This window comes from Microbulbifer sp. ABF4_143 (assembly GCF_056160225.1).
This window is the reverse complement of the sequence record NZ_JBSWWT010000010.1, coordinates 71,167-89,386: the sequence shown is the minus strand read 5'-3', so window position 1 is coordinate 89,386 and position 18,220 is coordinate 71,167. Positions and strand designations below refer to the sequence as shown.

Below are 18,220 nucleotides of genomic sequence, written 5' to 3'. Positions count from 1 at the left end.
AGCAGGTTTCCAGGGGAGCGAGCAACAACGGGAGCATGGGTGTGGTCTCTCCGGATAGCGGCTGCTATTACGTGTCGGTGATCGGTGAGTTTTCAGATACGTGTAGTGGTCAAGTTATTTTGGCCACCGGCCGCTCCTACTGGGTGTTTCGTCATACCGGCCTGCACCGGTATGGCGATGGTATAAAAAATCCCGACCCGCCAGGATCTCTCGCCCCACCGATAAACACACTTTGCACACAAAGATAAAATTAGAATACACTGCACACAATAGCAAAAAACACCAGTAAGACACCGGAGGCGAGATGCTGGAGGGCAATACCGCAGTGGCGACGAAGGCGTCGCCGCGAGAGAGAATCGACGGGCGCGGCTTCAACCGCAGCTTTTACCTGGCCAACGCCATGGAAATCTTCGAGCGCCTGGCCTGGTACGGCTTCTTTACCCTGTCGTCCCTGTATATGAGCACGCCGCAGTCCGACGGCGGCCTGGGCTTCAGCGACGGCCAGCGGGGTTTCCTGCAGGGGGCCATCCCCTTCCTGCTCTACCTGCTGCCGGTATTCACCGGCGCCCTCGGCGACAAGTACGGCTACCGGCGCATGTTCCTGCTCGCCTTTGCAATCATGACGCCCTCCTATTACCTGCTCGGCCAGGTGCGCGACTTCCCGGGCTTCTTTGCAGTGCTGCTGGCCGTTGCGGTCGGCGCGGCCATCTTCAAGCCGCTGGTCGTCGCAACCGTCAGCCGCACCACCGACGACGGCAACCGGAGCCTCGGCTTCGGCATCTTCTACACCATGGTCAATATCGGCGGCTTTGTCGGACCACTGGTGGCGGGCGTGATGCGCGCCGTGAGCTGGGACAGGGTGTTTTCGATGGCGGCGCTGTGGATCGCGGTGAACTTCGCACTGCTGCTGTTCTACCGCGAACCGGCGGGCGGAAGAGTGCAGGCATCGCGACCGGTATTGAATGAAATCGCCACTGTGCTGCGCAACAGGCCCTTCGTGATCTACCTGCTGCTGATGTCCGGCTTCTGGGCCTGCTACAACCAGATCTTTATCACCCTGCCGCTGTATATCCGCGACTTTGTCGACACGGCGCCGCTGTTGCACTGGCTGCAGGGGCTGTCGCCGTCACTGGCGCAGGCTGTCACAAGCGGTGCCGCAGGCCAGATAGGTCCGGAATTCATCACCGCGTTCAACTTCGCCAGCATCCTGCTGCTGCAGATCGCCATCAGCAAACGCTGCGCGCGGCTGCCGGTATTGCCGATACTGATCGGCGGCACCCTGCTGATCGCCGCCGCTTTTCTGTGGGTCGGCTTCGGCCCGCTGTTCGGCGGCGCCGGTGCCATCGCCGCGGTACTGGTCTTCTCCCTCGGTGAAATGCTCGCCTCCCCCAAGAGCCAGGAATATGTGGCTGAGGTCATGCCGAAAGACAGGGCGGCAATGTTTATGGGTTACTACTTTCTATCCATGGCCATCGGCTTTCTGCTGGCCGGCTTCCTGTCCGGCTGGGGCTACGGCACCCTGGCCAAAGAATGGGGCCGGCCGGATCTGATGTGGGGTTGTTTCGCCCTGCTTGGCATCATCACCGCCGGCGGTCTCTACTGGTTCGATCAATCAATGGCGCGGCAGCTGGCTGCGCAGAGGGAGGTACAGCAATGAAACCTATTCAGGCAGTGCGCGGGCAGTTTTCTAGCGCTGACATAGATGGCCTGCTCGTGGCCAGTATGTCCAATATCCGCTACCTGAGCGGCTTCGCCAGCGACGAGCGCGACGTGGCGCTGGTGCTGATCGGCGGAGACAAACAGTTCCTGATCACCGACTACCGCTTCGGCGAACAGGCGCGGGAGGAGTGCAGCCATGTGGAGGTCGTGGTGCGCGACCGCGCGCGGCAGAGCCTCGGCGAACTGGTTGCGGAGCTGGCTGCCGAATGTGGTATTCACAGGCTCGGTTTCGAGCGCGAGCACTTCCTGCATGGGCGCTGGCTGGATCTGGCGGCGGAATTGAACGCGCTGGAATTGATACCAGTGCGCGGCCTGGTGGAGCGGCAGCGCCGCTGCAAGGGCGAAGCCGAATTGGACAATATACGCCGCGCCGCCGCCATCGGCGACCGCGCCCTGGAGCAGCTGCTCGATCTGCTGCGCCCCGGGATCACCGAGCGGGAGGCCGCGGTGGAGCTGGAAGATGCGTTGAAGCGCGCCGGTTCCGAGGGGCTGGCCTTCCCGACCATTTTCGCCTCGGGCCCGCGCTCCTCGCGCCCCCACGGTATGCCCGGCGAGCGGGTGCTGTGTAAGGGCGACCTGATTACCGTGGATTTCGGCGCGGTGGTGAACGGCTACCGCTCCGATATGACCCGCAGCTTCGTGTTGGGCAAGGCCGACCCGAAACAGCGCCAAGTCTACGACCTGGTGCGCGCCGCCCAGACACTGGGGTTGGAATCGATACGGGCCGGTATTCCCTACGGCCAGCCGGCGGAGACAGTGGCCAGATTCCTGGCCGACAGCCCCTACGCGGACTACGCCGGCGAGGGGCTGGGCCACGGGCTGGGGCTGGACACCCACGAGCAGCCCTATCTCGTCGCCGGCTGCACCGAGCTGCTGCGGGAAAATCACGTCGTCACCGTCGAGCCGGGTATTTACATCCCCGGCTGGGGCGGTGTGCGCATCGAGGACGATGTCCGGGTGACCGAATCCGGTGTCGAACTGCTGACCGGCTTTACGCGTGAACTGATTGAGCTGTAGCAATAGCAGTCATTGGGCGAACACAAGGTTCGCCCAGCGCTCCTGTCCCAAACGGGGAGTGCGCGGTTATCATGGCGGTACTATAAAAACCCGGACAACAATAAGATGAAATTGCTTACTGCGTTGATCGCGCTGCTGTTGATTCCCCCTGCACAGGCCGCAGAACCCCGCCCACCCGCGCAGATTATCGCCGCGGCCCCGGCCGAACACTGGCGTCCGGTCGCCCCGGAAGACACCCTCTATCTCGACCTGGAAAAAGGCCGGGTCATCATCGAACTGGCGGAATTCATGGCCCCCGCGCACGCCGCCAATATCAAGGCCCTGGCTCGCGAGCGGTTTTACGACGGGCTCAGCGTCTACCGGGTGATCGAGGGTTTCGTCGCCCAGGGCGGCGACCAGGAGGGGGAAAAGCCGGTCGGAAAGGCCAGGCGCACCATCCCGGCGGAATTCTCCCGAAAAAATATTCCGGCAAGACGCTTTACCCCCCTGCCCGGCCCCGACGGCTATGCGCCGCAGGCGGGGTTTATCGACGGTTTTCCCGCGGCCCGCGATCCGCACACCGGCGAGAGCTGGCTGGTGCACTGCAACGGCGCCTTCGCGATGGCGCGGGAACAGGAGGCGGACAGCAGCGGCACCGAATTCTATGTGGTGATAGGCCCTGCCCAGCGCTACCTGGATCGCAACACCACGGTGTTCGGGCGCGTGCTGGAAGGCATGGAGATACTGCAGCAGCTGCAGCGCGGCAGCAAGGCCGGTGGAGTTCTGCAGAATCCGCAAGACAACCGCATCCTCCGCCTGCGCGTGGCCGCGGATCTGCCGCAAGAGGAGCGCAGGACCTTTGAGGTGATGAGGACGGATTCCGCAAGCTTCGAGGAACTGATCGCCGCGCGCAGCAACCGCCCGGAAGCCTGGTTTGTCGCGCGGCCGAATTATGTGGATGTGTGCTCGGTGGGGGTGCCCAGCCGCGCGGTCGACTGACACCGCGGCAGACTATTAACCTGGCAATAAAATATATGAATCCTCATATCTTTTATTGTCACCCGCGAAATACTGGCGCAGATACGCGAACCTGCCGGTATTTCGCGGGCTCGCGCCGGCCGATGGCCGGCGGCGGCACACCCCTGTGCCGCATTAACCCGTTAACCTATTCGGTTGCCGGGCTAATAAAACCGATCCACCGCCAGCGGCCGCACATCGACTTCCGGCGCGCGCCCCGCGATCAGGTCGTCGACAATTTCTGCGGTGATGGCCGCCTGAGTCAGGCCCAGGTGCTGGTGGCCGAAGGCGAAATAGATATTCTCCTGGCGCGGCGCGCGCGCGATCACCGGCAGCGAATCCGGCAGCGACGGGCGGAATCCCATCCAGCGTGTCGCCTGGCCCAATTGGAGCCCCGGCAGCAGCGTCTGCGCGTGCTCGAACAGGATGTCCGCGCGCCGGTAGTTGGGCTCGGCCTGCAGCCCCGCCAGTTCCACGGTGCCCGCCAGGCGCATCCCCTCGTCCATCGGCGTCATGACGAAAGAGCGCTCGAAGGATACCAGCGGCCGGCTCAGCGCCACCTGCGGGTGCGGCAACATCAGGTGGTAGCCGCGCTCTGTATCCAGCGGCACCCGGTATCCCAGCTGCCGGACCAGCGGCCCGGACCAGGCGCCGGCGGCGATCACCAGGCGGTGCGCATTCAGCCCGCCGCGATCCGTCTGTACCTCGACCCGCCCGCCCGGCCGCGGAATCAGCCGGTGCACCTCGGCGCGCTCGATATCGCCACCGGCCTTGCGGAAGCAATCCGCCAGGCCCCGCAGCAGCCGCAGCGGATTGGTCGTGTGCGCGGTATCCGGGAAGTAGAGGCCACCGGCGATGGACTCGGCCAGCGCCGGCTCCAGCTCGCGCACCGGCCCCGCATCCAGCTCCTCGACATTGACACCGTACTCGCGCAGCAGATGCACCGTGGCCCTGTTGGCCCGGCGGCCCTTTTCCGTCTGGTACAGGGTCAGGGCGCCGCGCTTGACCATCAGCGACTGCAGCCCGGTGCGCGCCAGCAGCCGGTCGAAGCTGGCGATGGAGCGCCCGTTCAGCTCGCGCAGCGTCTGCGCCGACGCGCGCGCATTGGCGGGCAGCGCCGCCCAGGCGAAGCGCATCAGCCAGGGCAGCAGCCGCGGCAGATAGGACCAGCGGATCGCCAGTGGCCCGAGCGGGTCCAGCAGCAGTTTCGGAACCGACAGAATGGTCTTCGGGTTGGCCAGCGGCAGTACCACATCGGTGGCGAAGTGGCCGGCGTTGCCGGACGAACAACTGTCGTCCGGCTCGGCGCGATCCAGCAGCAACACCCGCTGCCCCCGGTGCTGCAATCGCTCCGCAATGGCGGTGCCGACGATACCGGCGCCGACTACGAGGGTGTCGACCTCGCGGCTCATGCGCCGCCCCCCGCGAGCGCGCGGAAGGCGTTGCGGCTCTGATTCTCCACCCCGTCCGCGTGTATCACGATACAGTCCTCCACCCGCACACCGCCGTAGCGGCGGAACCGATTCACCGCGTCCCAGTTTACATGGCAGCTCTCGCGGCTGCGCTCCAGTTCGCCCATCAGCATGTCCGAGAAATAGATACCCGGCTCTATGGTCAGCGCCTGGCGGGGCTCCACTTTGCGCACCAGGCGCAGGAAGGGAGCCTTCGCATCGCGCTCGAACTCCTCGCCGGCGGGGTTCTTCAGGTATCCGCCCACATCGTGCACCTGCAGGCCGATAAAGTGCCCCAGACCGCAGGGGAAGAAGGCGCGGCTGATGCCCAGCTCGACGATGTCGGCGGGCTCCAGGCGCACCAGGCCGAAGCGCGACAGCAGGTGGGCCATGCGCAGGTGGCCGCGCCAGTGCAGGTCGGCAAAGTCCATGCCGATATGTATCTCGTCCACCAGCGCCCGCTGCTCCTCGTCCACCGCCGCGACCAGGTCCGCGTATTCGCCGCCGCGGTAGGCGTAGCTGCGGGTGATATCGCTGGCGTAGCCGCGGAAGTCGGCGCCGGCGTCGATCACCAGCGAGTGGATTTCATGGGGCTGCATCCTGGCGCGGTCGGCGCCGTGGTAATGCAGGATCGAGCCGTGACTGTTCACCGCGACGATATTGGTATAGGGGAGCTCCGCCTCGAGCACGCCGGCGCCGCGCAGGTAGGCGTGGTGGATCTCCAGTTCGCTGCCGCCGTCGAGAAACATATCGCGTGCGGCCTTGTGCCCCCGTGCGGCCAGCAGGTTGGCGCGGCGCAGGCAGTCGATCTCGTAGTCGGTCTTGTAGGCGCGCCAGTAGTGCAGCTCCGCGATCAGCGCCGCCGGGTTGATCTGCGCCTCGGCAAAGTCGCCGAGCAGTTGCGGCGCGTCGCCGATATAGGCGGTGCGTCCGCCCGGCTCCGGCAGCGCCGCGACTATCTGCTCCGGCGACCTGGCCGGCACCAGATCGAACTGCTTGACCCAGAAGCCCTCCGGGTCCTCCGGCGGCTTGTGCCAGTAATCCTCCGGCTGGAAGTAGATCAACCGCGGCTTGGCGCCGGCGGAAACCACCAGCACCGAATAGGGATGCTCCAGCAGTGGCAGCCAGTGCTTGAAGTGGGGATTGACCCGGAAGGGATAGCTGTTGTCATCCAGAAACGGCGCCGTCGGTGCACCGGCATGTATCAACACTGTGTCGTAGCCGCTGCGCTCCAGCGCCCTGTCGTGGCGCGAGCGCAGCTCGGCAATATGTTCGTGGTAAAGCAGGTCCAGGTTCATCTCGCCTCTTCTCCTAACGCAATGGTTATTCGCTCAGTTTTCTGTTGACAGCCTTTGCAACCCTTATTTATTGTACACAATAACAATTCAAGTTAAAGTGATTTTACACAGCGCCCGGAAACACCCGTTCGGGGCCACACCATAGATGAGGAAGTGATATGCAGATCGATTGGAGCGGCGTATTCCCCGCAGCAACCACCCAGTTCAACGCCGACGAGAGCCTGAACATCCCGGCCACCATGGAGCACCTGGAGGTGATGCTGAACGCCGGCATCAACGGCTTTGTGATGCTGGGCACCGTTGGGGAGAACTGCTCCCTGTCCTTCGACGAGAAGATCGAGATATTGAAGGCGAGCGTGAAGCAGGTCGGCGGCCGCGTACCGGTGCTGACCGGTGTGGCCGAGTTCACCACCACCGCCGCCTGCGACTTTGCCCGCGCCGCCAAAGACGCCGGGGTGGACGGCCTGATGGTACTGCCGCCCATGTCCTACAAGGCGGACAGCCACGAGGTGGTCACCCATATCCGCGCCGTGGCCGAGGCCACCGAGCTGCCGGTGATGATCTACAACAATCCGGCCTGCTACGGTGTGGACATCTCCGCGGAAACCGTCGCCGAACTGGCCAAGGTGCCGAATATCGTCGCGGTGAAGGAATCCTCCGACGACCCGCGCCGCCTGACCGATATCGCCAACCTGGTGAGCGACGATTTCGTCCTCTTCTGCGGCGTCGACGACCTGGCCCTGGAAAGCGTCGCGCTGGGTGCCCACGGCTGGATCTCCGGCCTGGTAAACGCCTTCCCGGAGGAAAACCGCCTACTGTGGGATCTGGCCACGAGCGGCAACTACGAAGAGGCGCGCAAGGTCTACCGCTGGTACACCCCGTTGCTGCACCTGGATACCAAGCCCAAGCTGGTGCAGTACATCAAGCTGACGGTGCAGGAGTGCGGCTACGGCAGCGAGCTGTGCCGCAACCCGCGCCTGCCGATTTCCGGTCAGGAGCGTGAAGAGGTGCTGGCAATCATCCGCCAGGCGATAGCCACCCGCCCGACCATCAAATAGGAACTGCGAACTGTAGGAGCTCGCCCGCTGGCGAAGGATATGAGCGGGCAAGCAACCCGGCTTTTCGCCCGCAAGCGGGCTCCTACAGGTATCTCCCGGCTTGCTACCTAGTTTGAAGGCAGGAACAGAAATGAGAACACACCCCGTACTGATTGCGGGCGAGTGGCGCCAGGCGGCCGGGGACGGCCGCTTCTCTCCCGACAATCCGGCGACCCGCTCACCGATCAACCAGCAGTATCCGATCTCGGACTGGAGCGATTGCGACGCGGCGCTGGATGCCGCCGTCGCCGCGGCCCGCGAGCTGCGCCAACTGCCCGCAGAACAGCGCGCGCGCTTCCTGGAGCGCTACGCGGACAAAATCGAGGCCGCCAGGGACGAGCTGGCGCGCCTGGCCAACCTGGAAACCGCCCTGCCGGTTGCGCCGCGCCTGGCGGAAGTGGAGCTGCCGCGCACCGTCAACCAGTTGCGCCAGGCCGCCGCGGCCACACGCCAGGGCTCCTGGGCCCAGGCCACGATCGACACCGCGCTGAATATCCGCTCACAGCTGGCACCGGTGGGTCCGGTGGTGGTATTCGGCCCCAACAATTTCCCGCTGGCCTTCAACGGTGTCTGCGGTGGTGACTTCGCCGCGGCCATCGCCGCCGGCAACCCGGTGATCGCCAAGGGCCACTCGGCCCATCCGGGCACCTGCCAACGGCTGGCGGAACTGGCCCTGGCCGCGATCATCGAAACCGGCCTGCCCGCCGCCACCGTACAGCTGATCTACGCCACCGCGCGGGAAAACGGCCTGCGCCTGGTCAGCGACCCGCGCACCGGTGCCAGTGCCTTTACCGGCTCCCGCCCGGCGGGCCTGGCCCTGAAGCAGGCGGCCGACGAGGCCGGCAAGCCCATCTACCTGGAACTTTCCAGCGTCAACCCGGTGCTGATACTGGGCGGCGCCCTGGCCGAGCGCGGCGACGCTATCGCCGAGGAGTTTGCCGGCAGCTGCCTGATGGGGAGCGGACAGTTCTGCACCAACCCGGGCCTGGTCATAGTGCCGGCGGGCGACGCGGCGGAGCGGTTTATCTCCCGCGTCGCGCGGCTGTTTGCCGAGGAGCCGGTGGGCACACTGCTCGGCGCCGGCACCGAGTCCGGCCTGGCCTCCGCCGTCGCGACTCTGCGCAGCGCCGGCGCCGAACAGCTGACCGGCAGCGACGGCGCCGACGGCGGCCGCTACTGCCAGCCGAACACGCTGCTGCGCGCCAGCGGTGCCCAATTCCTGCAACAGAGTCACAAGCTGCAGACCGAGGCCTTCGGCAACGCGGCGCTGATCGTGGTCAGCGAAAGCACCGAGCAGAGCCGCGCGATTCTCGAGCGCCTGGAGGGCAATCTCACCGGCTGTATCTACTCCCACAGCGGCCGCGACGACGAGGCCGACTATGCGCAGCTGGAACCGCTGCTGCGGGACAAGGTCGGCAGGCTGCTGAACGACAAGATGCCCACCGGCGTGGCGGTATCCCCGGCGATGAATCACGGCGGCCCCTATCCGGCCAGCGGTCACGCCGGTTTCACCGCGGTGGGCATCCCCGCCTCCCTACGGCGCTTTGCCAAACTGGAGTGCTACGACAATGTGCGCCAACACCGGCTGCCGCCGCTGCTGCGCAACCAGAACCCCGGCGACGCCTGGCGGCTGATCGACGGCAACTGGACCCAGAGGAGCATCCTGTAGGGCGGTTGCCCCCAACGCCGCCCCGGTCGAAAGCGCGCGCCCGGGGCGGCCCCGACAGTGAAGTATCGGTACAATAAGAACATAAATCGGAGAATTTCACCGTGCACACGATTGAGGTTATCGATTCCCACACCGGTGGCGAGCCCACCCGCGTCATCGTCAGCGGCGGTCCGGATCTGGGCGGCGGCAGCATGGCCGAGCGGCTGGAAGTCTTCCGCCGCGACCACGACCAGCTGCGCGCCGCCATGGTGCGCGAGCCGCGGGGCTCCGACGTCTGGGTCGGGGCCCTGCTCTGCGAGCCGCTCGACAAGCGCTGCGCAGCCGGCGTGATCTTCTTCAACAACGTCGGCTACCTGGGAATGTGCGGTCACGGCACCATCGGCCTCGCCGTGACCCTGGCGCGCCTCGGCCGGATAGAACCCGGCGAGCACCGCCTGGAGACACCGGTGGGCGAGGTGTCCTTCACACTGCACAACAACCACCGCGTCAGTATCGACAATGTGCCCAGCTACCGCTACCGCAAGCAGGTGGCGGTGCAGGTGGACGGCGTCGGGGAGGTGCGCGGGGATATCGCCTGGGGCGGCAACTGGTTTTTCCTGGTCTCAGAGCACGGCCAGGTGCTGGAGGCCAGCAACAGCGACCAACTGACCGACTACTGCTGGCGCATTCGCCAGGCGCTGGCGCGCGCCGGCATCACCGGTGAGGACGGCGGCGAGATAGATCATATAGAGCTCTTCGGCCCGCCGTCGGACCCCGCGCGGGCGGACAGCCGCAACTTCGTCCTCTGCCCCGGCAAGGCCTACGACCGCTCCCCCTGCGGCACCGGCACCAGCGCCAAGCTCGCCTGCCTGTACGAAGACGGCGCGCTGGAGGAGGGCCAGGTATGGCGCCAGGAGAGCATCATCGGCAGTATTTTCGAGGGGCGGGTGCGCCGCGACGGAGACAGGCTCATCCCCACCATCACCGGCAGCGCCTATATCAGCGCGGAAACCAAACTGGTGCTGGAGCCCGAAGATCCATTTATCCACGGCATCGACGGCTGACCCTTTCTCATTGAACGCAGGATGGGCGAAGCCCAGCGAGCCCATCCTACGAAGCCAGCTTGTTGCTGTTCAGATAGTCGATCATCCGCGAAACCGCCCCGCGCTGGTCGCGGATATGGCGCGACAGCGCCTGCCGCGCGCCTTTCCAGTCCCGCTGCAACAGGCACTCGATAATATCGCAGTGCTCCTTCGCCATTTCTTTTTTCACTTTTTCGTCGATCACCGCGTAATTGAACAGCGCGTTGTAAAAGGGGCTGTAGCGGGCGAAGAACTCGCGGATATAGCGGTTGCCGCAGCGCTCTATCCAGTAGTCGTGCAGATCGAAATCCAGCTGCGAGCGCTCGCTGCCGCGCGCCGGGCGGTTGGCCTTGAGCAGTTCGCGCAGCTCGCCCTCGTCGAACCTGCTGCGGGCCAGCTCCAGGGCCTTGAGCTCGAGCATCTCGCGAATATCCAGGTAATCGTGCATATCCTGCTCGCTGAAGGCGCGCACCCGCCAGCCACAGCGCGGCACATGCTCGATCAGACCGGCGCCCGCCAGGCGGGAAAAAATCTGCCGCACCACGGTGCGGCCGGCACCGTATTTTTCCGCGGTCGCCTGCTCGCGCAGGTATTCCGTGTCCTGCTGCAGGCTGCGCGCGATCACGTCTTTGCGGATCTGCTCTTCGAGATTCTTTTCGTAGGTGGCCGGCGCCGGGGTCTCAATCTTGAGCCCTTTGAGCGCGTCCGGCACCAGCTCCAGGCGGCCGTTGTCCTTGCGCCGGATAACCCCCTCTTCCACCAGTTCGTCGATCGCGTGGCGCACCGGCGTCAGGCTCACTTTGTAGTGTTCCGAAATGGCGCCCAGCGTCAGCTTGAAGGGCAGTTTCCCCTGCGCCTGCAGCGCAGCTTTGATATCGGTCTTGATAAATTCGGTAATGGTCATAGCGCCAACTATTGCTATCATCCCGCCGCTGGAACGGGCCCAGGCCCTGCCCCATACTATTGAATTGAATTTTTAAATGACAGGCAGTATCGCCCATGTTGGAAAAACTGAGCAAGCTACTCGATGTTGAAGAGCTCGACCGCAACCTCTTCCGCAGCCGCCACCACGTGGAAAACTACCGCAAGGTATTGTTTGGCGGCCAGGTTCTGGGCCAGGCCCTGATGGCCGCCAGCCGCACCGTCGACAAGCGTCTGCCCCACTCGCTGCACGCCTACTTCCTGCGCCCCGGCAGCAGCGAACTGCCGGTGATCTACGATGTGGATCCGATTCGCGACGGCGGCAGCTTCACCACCCGCCGCGTGGTAGCCAGGCAGAGAGGCCACGCCATCTTCAATATGTCCGCCTCCTTCCAGATTCAGGAGCCCGGCTTCGACCATCAGGTCGATATGCCCACCAGCGGCATTCCCGCCCCGGAGACCCTGAAGAACACCCAGCAGTTGGCCGAGGAGGCGGGCCTGGTCAGTCCGCAGCACGACCAGCGCCGCTTTATGATCGACTTCCGCCCGGTGGACCCGCACAGCTACTTTGGCGCCGAGGTGCGCGAGGCCCGCTGCATGTTCTGGCTGCGCGCCGAGGGGGAGATGTCCGACGATCCGCTGGAGCACCGCAGCGCCCTCTGCTACGCCTCGGACATGGCCCTGCTCGGCACCGCCCTGCAGCCGCACCCGATCTCCCTGTTCGACCCGCACCTGATGCCGGCCAGCCTCGACCACGCCATGTGGTTCCACCGCGACTTCCGCGCCGACGACTGGCTGCTGTACGTCACCGACAGCCCCTCAGCCAGCGGCGCGCGCGGCTTCTGCCGCGGCCAGATCTTCACCCGCGATGGCGTCCTGGTGGCCTCCACCACCCAGGAGGGCCTGATTCGACAAATTAAAAAGTAAATCAATGGTTTACAGCGGGGATTTGGCTGCTATAATGCGCCCCGCTTCACTGGTGAAGCACTTCAGATGTCGGTGAGTAGCGCAGCCTGGTAGCGCACTTCCTTCGGGAGGAAGGGGTCGGAGGTTCGAATCCTCTCTCACCGACCATTTTCTTACAAAGCCCCCCCAAAAAATCCAAGTACTCCGATCTCGACGAGGTTCGAGCCGGAGGCTTCTCGCTGCCAGCCGGCACCTTTCCTTCTAGACTTGAACCCCCGCCCGGGGCACCGTTACGCTTGCTCGCTGTCCAATTTTTGTCTCAAGTTTTCCGGATAGGCGCTTCTATGCTGTTGCGATCGGTTGTCACCCTCCTACTCCTGCTGCTGCCCCTGGGCGCAGTGGCAGACACCTACAAGCTCCTCTACACGGCCCAGATAGATCCGGATTCGGGCATGGCCAGAGTGGAGATAGAGCTGGACGGGGAAACCCTGCCCAAAAAGCTGTCGCTGAACCTGAGTTCCGGCCGCTACTCGGATATCGAAAGCGATCAGCCCCTGGAGATGAAGAAAGACAGGGCCATCTGGCGCCCGGAGGGGCCAAAAGCGCGCCTCAGCTACAAGTTCGCGATCAACAACCGCAAAGACGGCGGGAGCTACGACTCCCGTATCACCAGGGACTGGGCGATACTGCGCAGCGACAAGCTGATCGCCCCCATGTCGGTCACCGCCAAAGGGACCAGATCCCGGGCCGAATTGCAGCTGGAACTGCCCGAGGGCTGGTCCTCGGCGCTGCCCTACCCCGAGATCGGCGAACACCGCTACCGCCTAAAGGACCCGGGACGCCGTTTCGTGCGCCCCAAGGGTTGGATGATCGTCGGCAAGATCGGCAGCCGCCAGGACGTCATCGCCGGCATCGACACCAAGGTGGCGGCACCGCTGGGCGAGAATATCCGCCGCCAGGACACCCTGGCCTTCCTGAACTGGAACCTGCCCGAAATCAAAAAGGTGTTCCCCAAATTCCCGCAGCAGCTACTGGTCGTCAGTGCGGGAGACCCCATGTGGCGCGGCGGCCTGTCCGGCACCCGCTCCCTGTTTATGCACGCCGACCGCCCGCTGATCAGCGGCAACCGCACCAGCAGCATGATTCACGAGCTGGTGCATGTGGGGACGGGTATAAGAAGCGGCGACAACCAGAGCGACTGGATTGTCGAAGGGCTGGCGGAGTTCTACGCGGTGGAGATACTGCGCCGCTCCGGCGGTATCAGCCAGCGGCGCTATGACGAGACCATGGATAAGCTGGCCGAATGGGGTCGCGAGGCCCCCAGCCTGCTGGTCAAGCGCTCCTCGGGCCCCATCACCGCCCGCGCCGTCGGTGTGATGCGCGAGCTGGACCTGGAGATCCGCAGCGCCAGCGGCGGCAAGGCGAGCATCGACGACGTTGCCCGCGGCCTGGCGGAAAAGCGCGGCGAAGTGACACTGGCGCGCTTCAGACAACTGGCCGAAGAAGCGGCCGGAAGACCCGTGCAGGCCCTGACCATCGAGAACCTGCGCGACGAGGCCCGCTGAGCGGCCAGATTCAAGACAAAAAAAAGCCCTGACGACGGGGGGGGGAGAGCGTCAGGGCCAAGACCATTAGGAGTGAAACTTGGAGGATTTCATCCTTACTACACAGCGGGCGAGTACCTAGTGGGGGCGCCCTACCGGCATTACTAAACACGTTGGGGGAGGTTGTGTTAGCCAGTTACAGCAAGTATTGAACAAGGCCGGAAGATTGCCAGCCGGCGCCGGCAGAAATTTAGAATAAATAGCAATAGTTTGCCGACAGCTAGTGCAAAAAGTTATTAGCCCCCTGCCCCACCATACATTTCAGACATTCCCGATTTTCCACTCCCCCTCGCCCCAAGCGGCCGTCACAGTGCTTGACTAATCCGGAACAGACCCTAGAATAGCGCCTTCTTACACGCCCGGCTGCGCGTAAGTATAAGAAAATGCTGGGATTTTTCGTTTCAATCCGCTAGAATCCGCGGCGTTTTCCGCTCCACAGGGAGCACAATTTGGCCTGGTGGCAGACTGGTTGTGCAGCGAACTGCAACTCCAGCGCCCGCAGCCAAAAAGCGCCGGTGACATCGAACCGGCGGAGCGAAAGCTCTGAATTTGATGTTAAGGCTAGGTGGCAGACTGGTTGTGCAGCGGACTGCAACTCCACGCGCCTGAGGCCAATAAAGAGGGCCGGTGAGACTCGAACCGGCGATCAGAACCTCTACAGAGTCAAATATGGCTAGGTGGCAGAGTGGTTATGCAGCGGACTGCAACTCCGTGTACGCCGGTTCGATTCCGACCCTAGCCTCCATTTTCCCCTGCGTCGGCTTCCCCCTGTGAAGCGCGGCGACCAGCGAGGGCACCGATCCCACCATCGGACGCTATCAGCAATCCCCTCGTACACCTCCCCGCCCGGGTGGTGGAATTGGTAGACACAAGGGATTTAAAATCCCTCGGCTTCTGGCCGTGCGGGTTCAAGTCCCGCCCCGGGCACCAAGTCTCTTATCCCGCTTCTCGCACAGTTTTCCACCCGGCCGAGGACGCTGACTCAGTGTACGGGAAGCGCTTTTCCGGAGTGCTTGTTGTATATCCACTCCGCCCTGCTCGCACCCAGGCCTCAGTTATAGCCGCACCCCCGCATTGCCGGTGAGCGATGGGCGCACAGGGAAATGGAGGCGTTACACTTTGCCGCTGTTCTCGTCGCTCGTCAGTGTCGGCCAAGCCGCGCGCAGGTACATGACCATGGTCCACAGCGTCAGTGCGGCGGCGATATACAGCAGCACATAGCCAATTTTCTCCATGATCGGATAGTCGCGCACATCGAATGCCAGCAGCACGATGATCGCGGCCATCTGCGCGGTGGTTTTTATCTTTCCGACATAGTTGACCGCGACGCTACTGCGCTTGCCCAACTCTGCCATCCACTCGCGCAGGCCGGACACGGCGATTTCGCGGCCGATAATGATCGCCGCGGCGATGGTAAACCAGGCGCTCTTGTGCAGCCCCACCAGCAGCACCAGCGCGGTCGCCACCATCAGCTTGTCGGCGACGGGATCGAGGAAGGCGCCGAAGGGGGTGCTCTGATTCAGCTTGCGCGCCAGGTAGCCATCCAGCCAGTCAGTAGCCGCCGCGGCGGCGAAGATAATCGCGGAGGCCAGGTAACTCCACTTGTAGGGAAGGTAGAAAACCAGTACGAAAACCGGTATCAGCGCGACGCGCAGCAGTGTCAGTTGGTTGGCGAGAGTCATGCGTGTCCCTGTACTTGCGGTGGGCGTAACTTATCAAGCCACCGCAAAAAATGAAATGTCCGCCGGAGCACAAAGTTAAATTTTGTTGGATCCGCTACTCATTGTGCAGTGCGGAGTATATATCCTGTGCCAACTTTCGGCTGACGCCTTCGACGCCGGCAATCTCGTCCACTGACGCGCGGCGTATTTCCTGCAGGCCGCCGAAGTGACGCAGCAGTGCGCGGCGGCGCGCCGGGCCGACACCGGGGATGCCCTCCAGCGGCGATTCGCGGCGTTTCTTGTCGCGCCGCTGGCGGTGGCCGGTGATGGCGAAGCGGTGCGCCTCGTCGCGCACCTGCTGGATCAGGTGCAGCGCAGGCGAATCCGCCGACAGCACCAGTTCCCTGTTGCCGGCCACCACGTGCAGCGTCTCGAAACCGGCCTTGCGGGTGGTGCCCTTGGCGACGCCGACGATCTGCACGCCGACGACGCCGAGTTCGTTCAGGGCCTCCACCGCCTGGCGCACCTGCCCCTTGCCACCGTCTATCAGCAGGATATTGGGGAACTTGCCCTCCCCGCCCGCCAGGCGCGTGTAGCGCCGCTTCAGCGCCTGGGCCATGGCCGCGTAATCGTCGCCGGGCTGGATATTCTCGATATTAAAGCGGCGGTAGTCGGACTTCACCGGGCCGCCGGTATCGAACACCACGCAGGAGGCGACTGTGGCCTCGCCGCTGGAGTGGCTGATATCGAAGCACTCGAGGCGCTCCGGCAGCTGCTCCAGCGCCAGGGTCTCCTGCAGCGCCTCGAAGCGGCCCTGCAGCTTTTGCTGCGCCGCGGTGCGGCTGCTCAGATTCTGCTCCGCCGCCTGCCGGGCCATGGTCACCCAGGTGGCGCGGTTGCCACGCAGCCGATGCGCGATGGAAACCTCGCGGCCGCCCTGGGCCTTCAGCGCCTCCTGCAGCACCTCGATATCCTCGATCGGCTCCGATACCAGAATCTCCCGCGGCACTTCGCGCTGGCTGCCGAGATAGAACTGCGGAATAAACGCCGACAGCAGTTCCGCGCCGGAGAGCCCGAGGCGCTCCTCCGGGAAATAGCTGCGGCTGCCCAGAATGCGCCCCTGACGGATAAACAGGATATGCACACAGCAGACACCCCCCTGGCTGGCCACGCCGAGCACATCCACATCGCCGCTGGAGCGCTCCGCCACCTGATCCGCCTGCAGCCGCCGCAGCGCCGAAATCTGGTCGCGCAGGCGCGCGGCGCGCTCGAATTCCAGCGCCTTCGAGGCCCTGTCCATCTCGTCCGCCAGCTCGCGGATGATCCTGTCGCTCTTGCCACTCAGGAACATCTCCGCATGGCGCACGTCCTGGCGGTACTCCTCCTCGCTGATAAAGTCGACACAGGGCGCGGTGCAGCGCTGAATCTGATATTGCAGACAGGGGCGCGAACGGTTGCGGAACACACTGTCTTCGCAGGAGCGGATACGGAAGGTTTTCTGCAGAAAGTTGAGGCTTTCGCGCACCGACGAGGCGTTGGGGAAGGGACCGAAATACTGCCCCTTCTTGCGCTTGGCGCCGCGGTGCAGCGCGATGCGCGGGAAGGTGTCCCTGCTGGAAAGGAAGATATAGGGGTAGCCCTTGTCGTCCTTCAGCATCACATTGTAGGGCGGGCGCTGGGATTTGATCAGGCTCTGCTCCAGCACCAGCGCTTCCGTCTCGCTGCGGGTGACGGTCACCTCGATATTTTCGATGCGCTGCACCAGCGCCATGGTCTTGGCGGTGAGCCCGGACGCGCGAAAATAGCTCGACAGCCGGTTGCGCAGGTTCTTGGCCTTGCCCACGTACAGGATGCGGCCGTCGGCGTCGAACATCTGGTAGACGCCGGGCTTGCGGGTGACGGTTTGCAGGAAGCGTTTGCTGTCGAACATCAGGTGGTAGCTAGAGAGGCATTGCCCGGCGGATGGTTTGATCGCGGCCATAGGCCGCTCCTACAAACGGAAATTCTACCACGCGGGCTATACGGCGGCTTCCGGATCCAGCATCTGGTACTTTACCGCCAGCAGGGTCAGCTCCACATCGCTGTGAATACCCAGCTTCTCGAAGATGCGGTAGCGGTAGCTGTTGACGGTCTTCGGGCTGACCGACAGGGTGTCGGCGATTTCCGCCACCTTGATACCATTGACGATCATGTCGGCAATCTGCAGCTCCCGCTTGGACAGGTCGTCGAATGGCGAGGACTTCTCGGCCTTGCCGCTGACATTGCGCAGGGCCATCTTGGTGGCCATGGAGCTGCTGATAAACACCTCGCCGGTGACGACGGTGCGGATGGCCTTGACCATCTCTTCCAGGTCGGCTCCTTTGGTCACATAGCCCATGGCGCCGGCCCGCATCAGCCGGCCCGGGAAGAGGTCATCATCGAGTGCGCTGACCGCGATCACTTTGGCTTCCGGACGACGGGCCAGCAGTTTGCGCGTGGCTTCGAGACCGCCCATGCCCGGCATCTTGACGTCCATCAGTATCACGTCGACTTCGGACTGGCGCACGAAAGCGAGCGCGTCCTCGCCGCTGCTGGCCTCGCCGACAACCTGAATGCCGCTGACGTCACCCAGCATGCGCGATATCCCCATGCGCACCAGGTCGTGATCGTCCACCACTAAGACTTTGATCAATTTAGCCCCAACTACGGATAAATGCAGTGGCTGCGTTGCGTAACTTCCCGCGTCGCCCGCATTGTTATACTGCAGTTTTTGTTTTTGCCCAGCGGGTCTTTGCCCGCTCAAGATCCATCCACAGAGCCTTCTCGCAACATACCAGACAA

General features: G+C 63.9%; 14 protein-coding genes and 3 tRNA genes. 11 read left to right on the top strand and 6 right to left on the bottom strand.

The features are described from left to right. The first annotated feature begins 304 nt into the window (after positions 1–304). The 3 genes from ACXAF3_RS09850 to ACXAF3_RS09840 all read left to right on the top strand — a co-directional run bounded on the left by ACXAF3_RS09850 (position 305) and on the right by ACXAF3_RS09840 (position 3,714). Positions 305–1,657, top strand: a complete 1,353-nt coding sequence (locus ACXAF3_RS09850; RefSeq protein WP_475112123.1) for an MFS transporter — start codon at positions 305–307, stop codon at positions 1,655–1,657. Continuing rightward, positions 1,654–2,736 carry a M24 family metallopeptidase gene (locus ACXAF3_RS09845; RefSeq protein ID WP_475112122.1) on the top strand — a complete coding sequence of 361 codons (1,083 nt, stop codon included), beginning with the start codon at positions 1,654–1,656 and terminating at the stop codon, positions 2,734–2,736. Before ACXAF3_RS09850 ends, ACXAF3_RS09845 begins: the two co-directional genes overlap by 4 nt. A gap of 105 nt (positions 2,737–2,841) precedes the next feature. After that, positions 2,842–3,714 carry a peptidylprolyl isomerase gene (locus ACXAF3_RS09840; protein ID WP_475112121.1) on the top strand — a complete coding sequence of 291 codons (873 nt, stop codon included), beginning with the start codon at positions 2,842–2,844 and terminating at the stop codon, positions 3,712–3,714. A gap of 182 nt (positions 3,715–3,896) precedes the next feature. On the opposite strand, the gene ACXAF3_RS09835 is transcribed toward ACXAF3_RS09840, so the two are convergent. Together ACXAF3_RS09835 and pepQ are read right to left on the bottom strand one after the other, a co-directional pair. Next, on the bottom strand, positions 3,897–5,144 hold the full coding sequence (locus tag ACXAF3_RS09835) for an NAD(P)/FAD-dependent oxidoreductase (RefSeq protein ID WP_475112120.1): 1,248 nt from the start codon (positions 5,142–5,144) through the stop codon (positions 3,897–3,899). Further along, positions 5,141–6,481: a Xaa-Pro dipeptidase gene (gene pepQ, locus ACXAF3_RS09830; protein ID WP_475112119.1), complete on the bottom strand. Its 1,341-nt coding sequence runs from the start codon at positions 6,479–6,481 to the stop codon at positions 5,141–5,143. Before pepQ ends, ACXAF3_RS09835 begins: the two co-directional genes overlap by 4 nt. Positions 6,482–6,639: 158 nt before the next feature. Here pepQ and ACXAF3_RS09825 point away from each other — a divergent pair, with 158 nt between their 5' ends. The 3 genes from ACXAF3_RS09825 to ACXAF3_RS09815 all read left to right on the top strand — a co-directional run bounded on the left by ACXAF3_RS09825 (position 6,640) and on the right by ACXAF3_RS09815 (position 10,290). Continuing rightward, the gene (locus ACXAF3_RS09825; protein ID WP_475112118.1) at positions 6,640–7,539 is read left to right on the top strand and encodes a dihydrodipicolinate synthase family protein; all 900 of its coding nucleotides are present in this window, start codon (positions 6,640–6,642) and stop codon (positions 7,537–7,539) included. A 130-nt stretch (positions 7,540–7,669) separates the two neighbouring features. Continuing rightward, positions 7,670–9,247, top strand: a complete 1,578-nt coding sequence (locus tag ACXAF3_RS09820) for an aldehyde dehydrogenase (NADP(+)) (protein WP_475112117.1) — start codon at positions 7,670–7,672, stop codon at positions 9,245–9,247. 101 nt (positions 9,248–9,348) lie between these two features. Then, a complete protein-coding gene (locus tag ACXAF3_RS09815; RefSeq protein WP_475112116.1) occupies positions 9,349–10,290 on the top strand; it encodes a 4-hydroxyproline epimerase in 942 nt (313 codons plus the stop codon). A gap of 46 nt (positions 10,291–10,336) precedes the next feature. On the opposite strand, the gene ACXAF3_RS09810 is transcribed toward ACXAF3_RS09815, so the two are convergent. After that, the gene (locus tag ACXAF3_RS09810; RefSeq protein ID WP_475112115.1) at positions 10,337–11,212 is read right to left on the bottom strand and encodes a GntR family transcriptional regulator; all 876 of its coding nucleotides are present in this window, start codon (positions 11,210–11,212) and stop codon (positions 10,337–10,339) included. Between the two features lie 95 nt (positions 11,213–11,307). Here ACXAF3_RS09810 and ACXAF3_RS09805 point away from each other — a divergent pair, with 95 nt between their 5' ends. The 5 genes from ACXAF3_RS09805 (at position 11,308) to ACXAF3_RS09785 (ending at position 14,669) form a co-directional block, all read left to right on the top strand. Next, on the top strand, positions 11,308–12,156 hold the full coding sequence (locus ACXAF3_RS09805; RefSeq protein ID WP_475112114.1) for an acyl-CoA thioesterase: 849 nt from the start codon (positions 11,308–11,310) through the stop codon (positions 12,154–12,156). A gap of 70 nt (positions 12,157–12,226) precedes the next feature. Further along, positions 12,227–12,303, top strand: a tRNA-Pro gene (locus tag ACXAF3_RS09800). 176 nt (positions 12,304–12,479) lie between these two features. Further along, complete coding sequence (locus ACXAF3_RS09795) at positions 12,480–13,700, top strand: hypothetical protein (protein ID WP_475112113.1); 1,221 nt, start codon at positions 12,480–12,482, stop codon at positions 13,698–13,700. Between the two features lie 710 nt (positions 13,701–14,410). Further along, positions 14,411–14,484 (top strand) — tRNA-Cys (locus ACXAF3_RS09790). 99 nt (positions 14,485–14,583) lie between these two features. Then, positions 14,584–14,669, top strand: a tRNA-Leu gene (locus ACXAF3_RS09785). 182 nt (positions 14,670–14,851) lie between these two features. Here ACXAF3_RS09785 and pgsA read toward each other — a convergent pair. From pgsA to uvrY, 3 genes are all read right to left on the bottom strand, one after another. Then, positions 14,852–15,421 (bottom strand): CDP-diacylglycerol--glycerol-3-phosphate 3-phosphatidyltransferase, encoded by a 570-nt coding sequence (gene pgsA / locus ACXAF3_RS09780; protein ID WP_475112112.1) that lies wholly within the window; start codon positions 15,419–15,421, stop codon positions 14,852–14,854. Positions 15,422–15,515: 94 nt separating this feature from the next. Beyond that, positions 15,516–17,381: an excinuclease ABC subunit UvrC gene (gene uvrC, locus ACXAF3_RS09775; RefSeq protein WP_475112111.1), complete on the bottom strand. Its 1,866-nt coding sequence runs from the start codon at positions 17,379–17,381 to the stop codon at positions 15,516–15,518. A gap of 36 nt (positions 17,382–17,417) precedes the next feature. Next, positions 17,418–18,071: a UvrY/SirA/GacA family response regulator transcription factor gene (uvrY, locus tag ACXAF3_RS09770; RefSeq protein ID WP_475112110.1), complete on the bottom strand. Its 654-nt coding sequence runs from the start codon at positions 18,069–18,071 to the stop codon at positions 17,418–17,420. Positions 18,072–18,220: the final 149 nt, after the last annotated feature.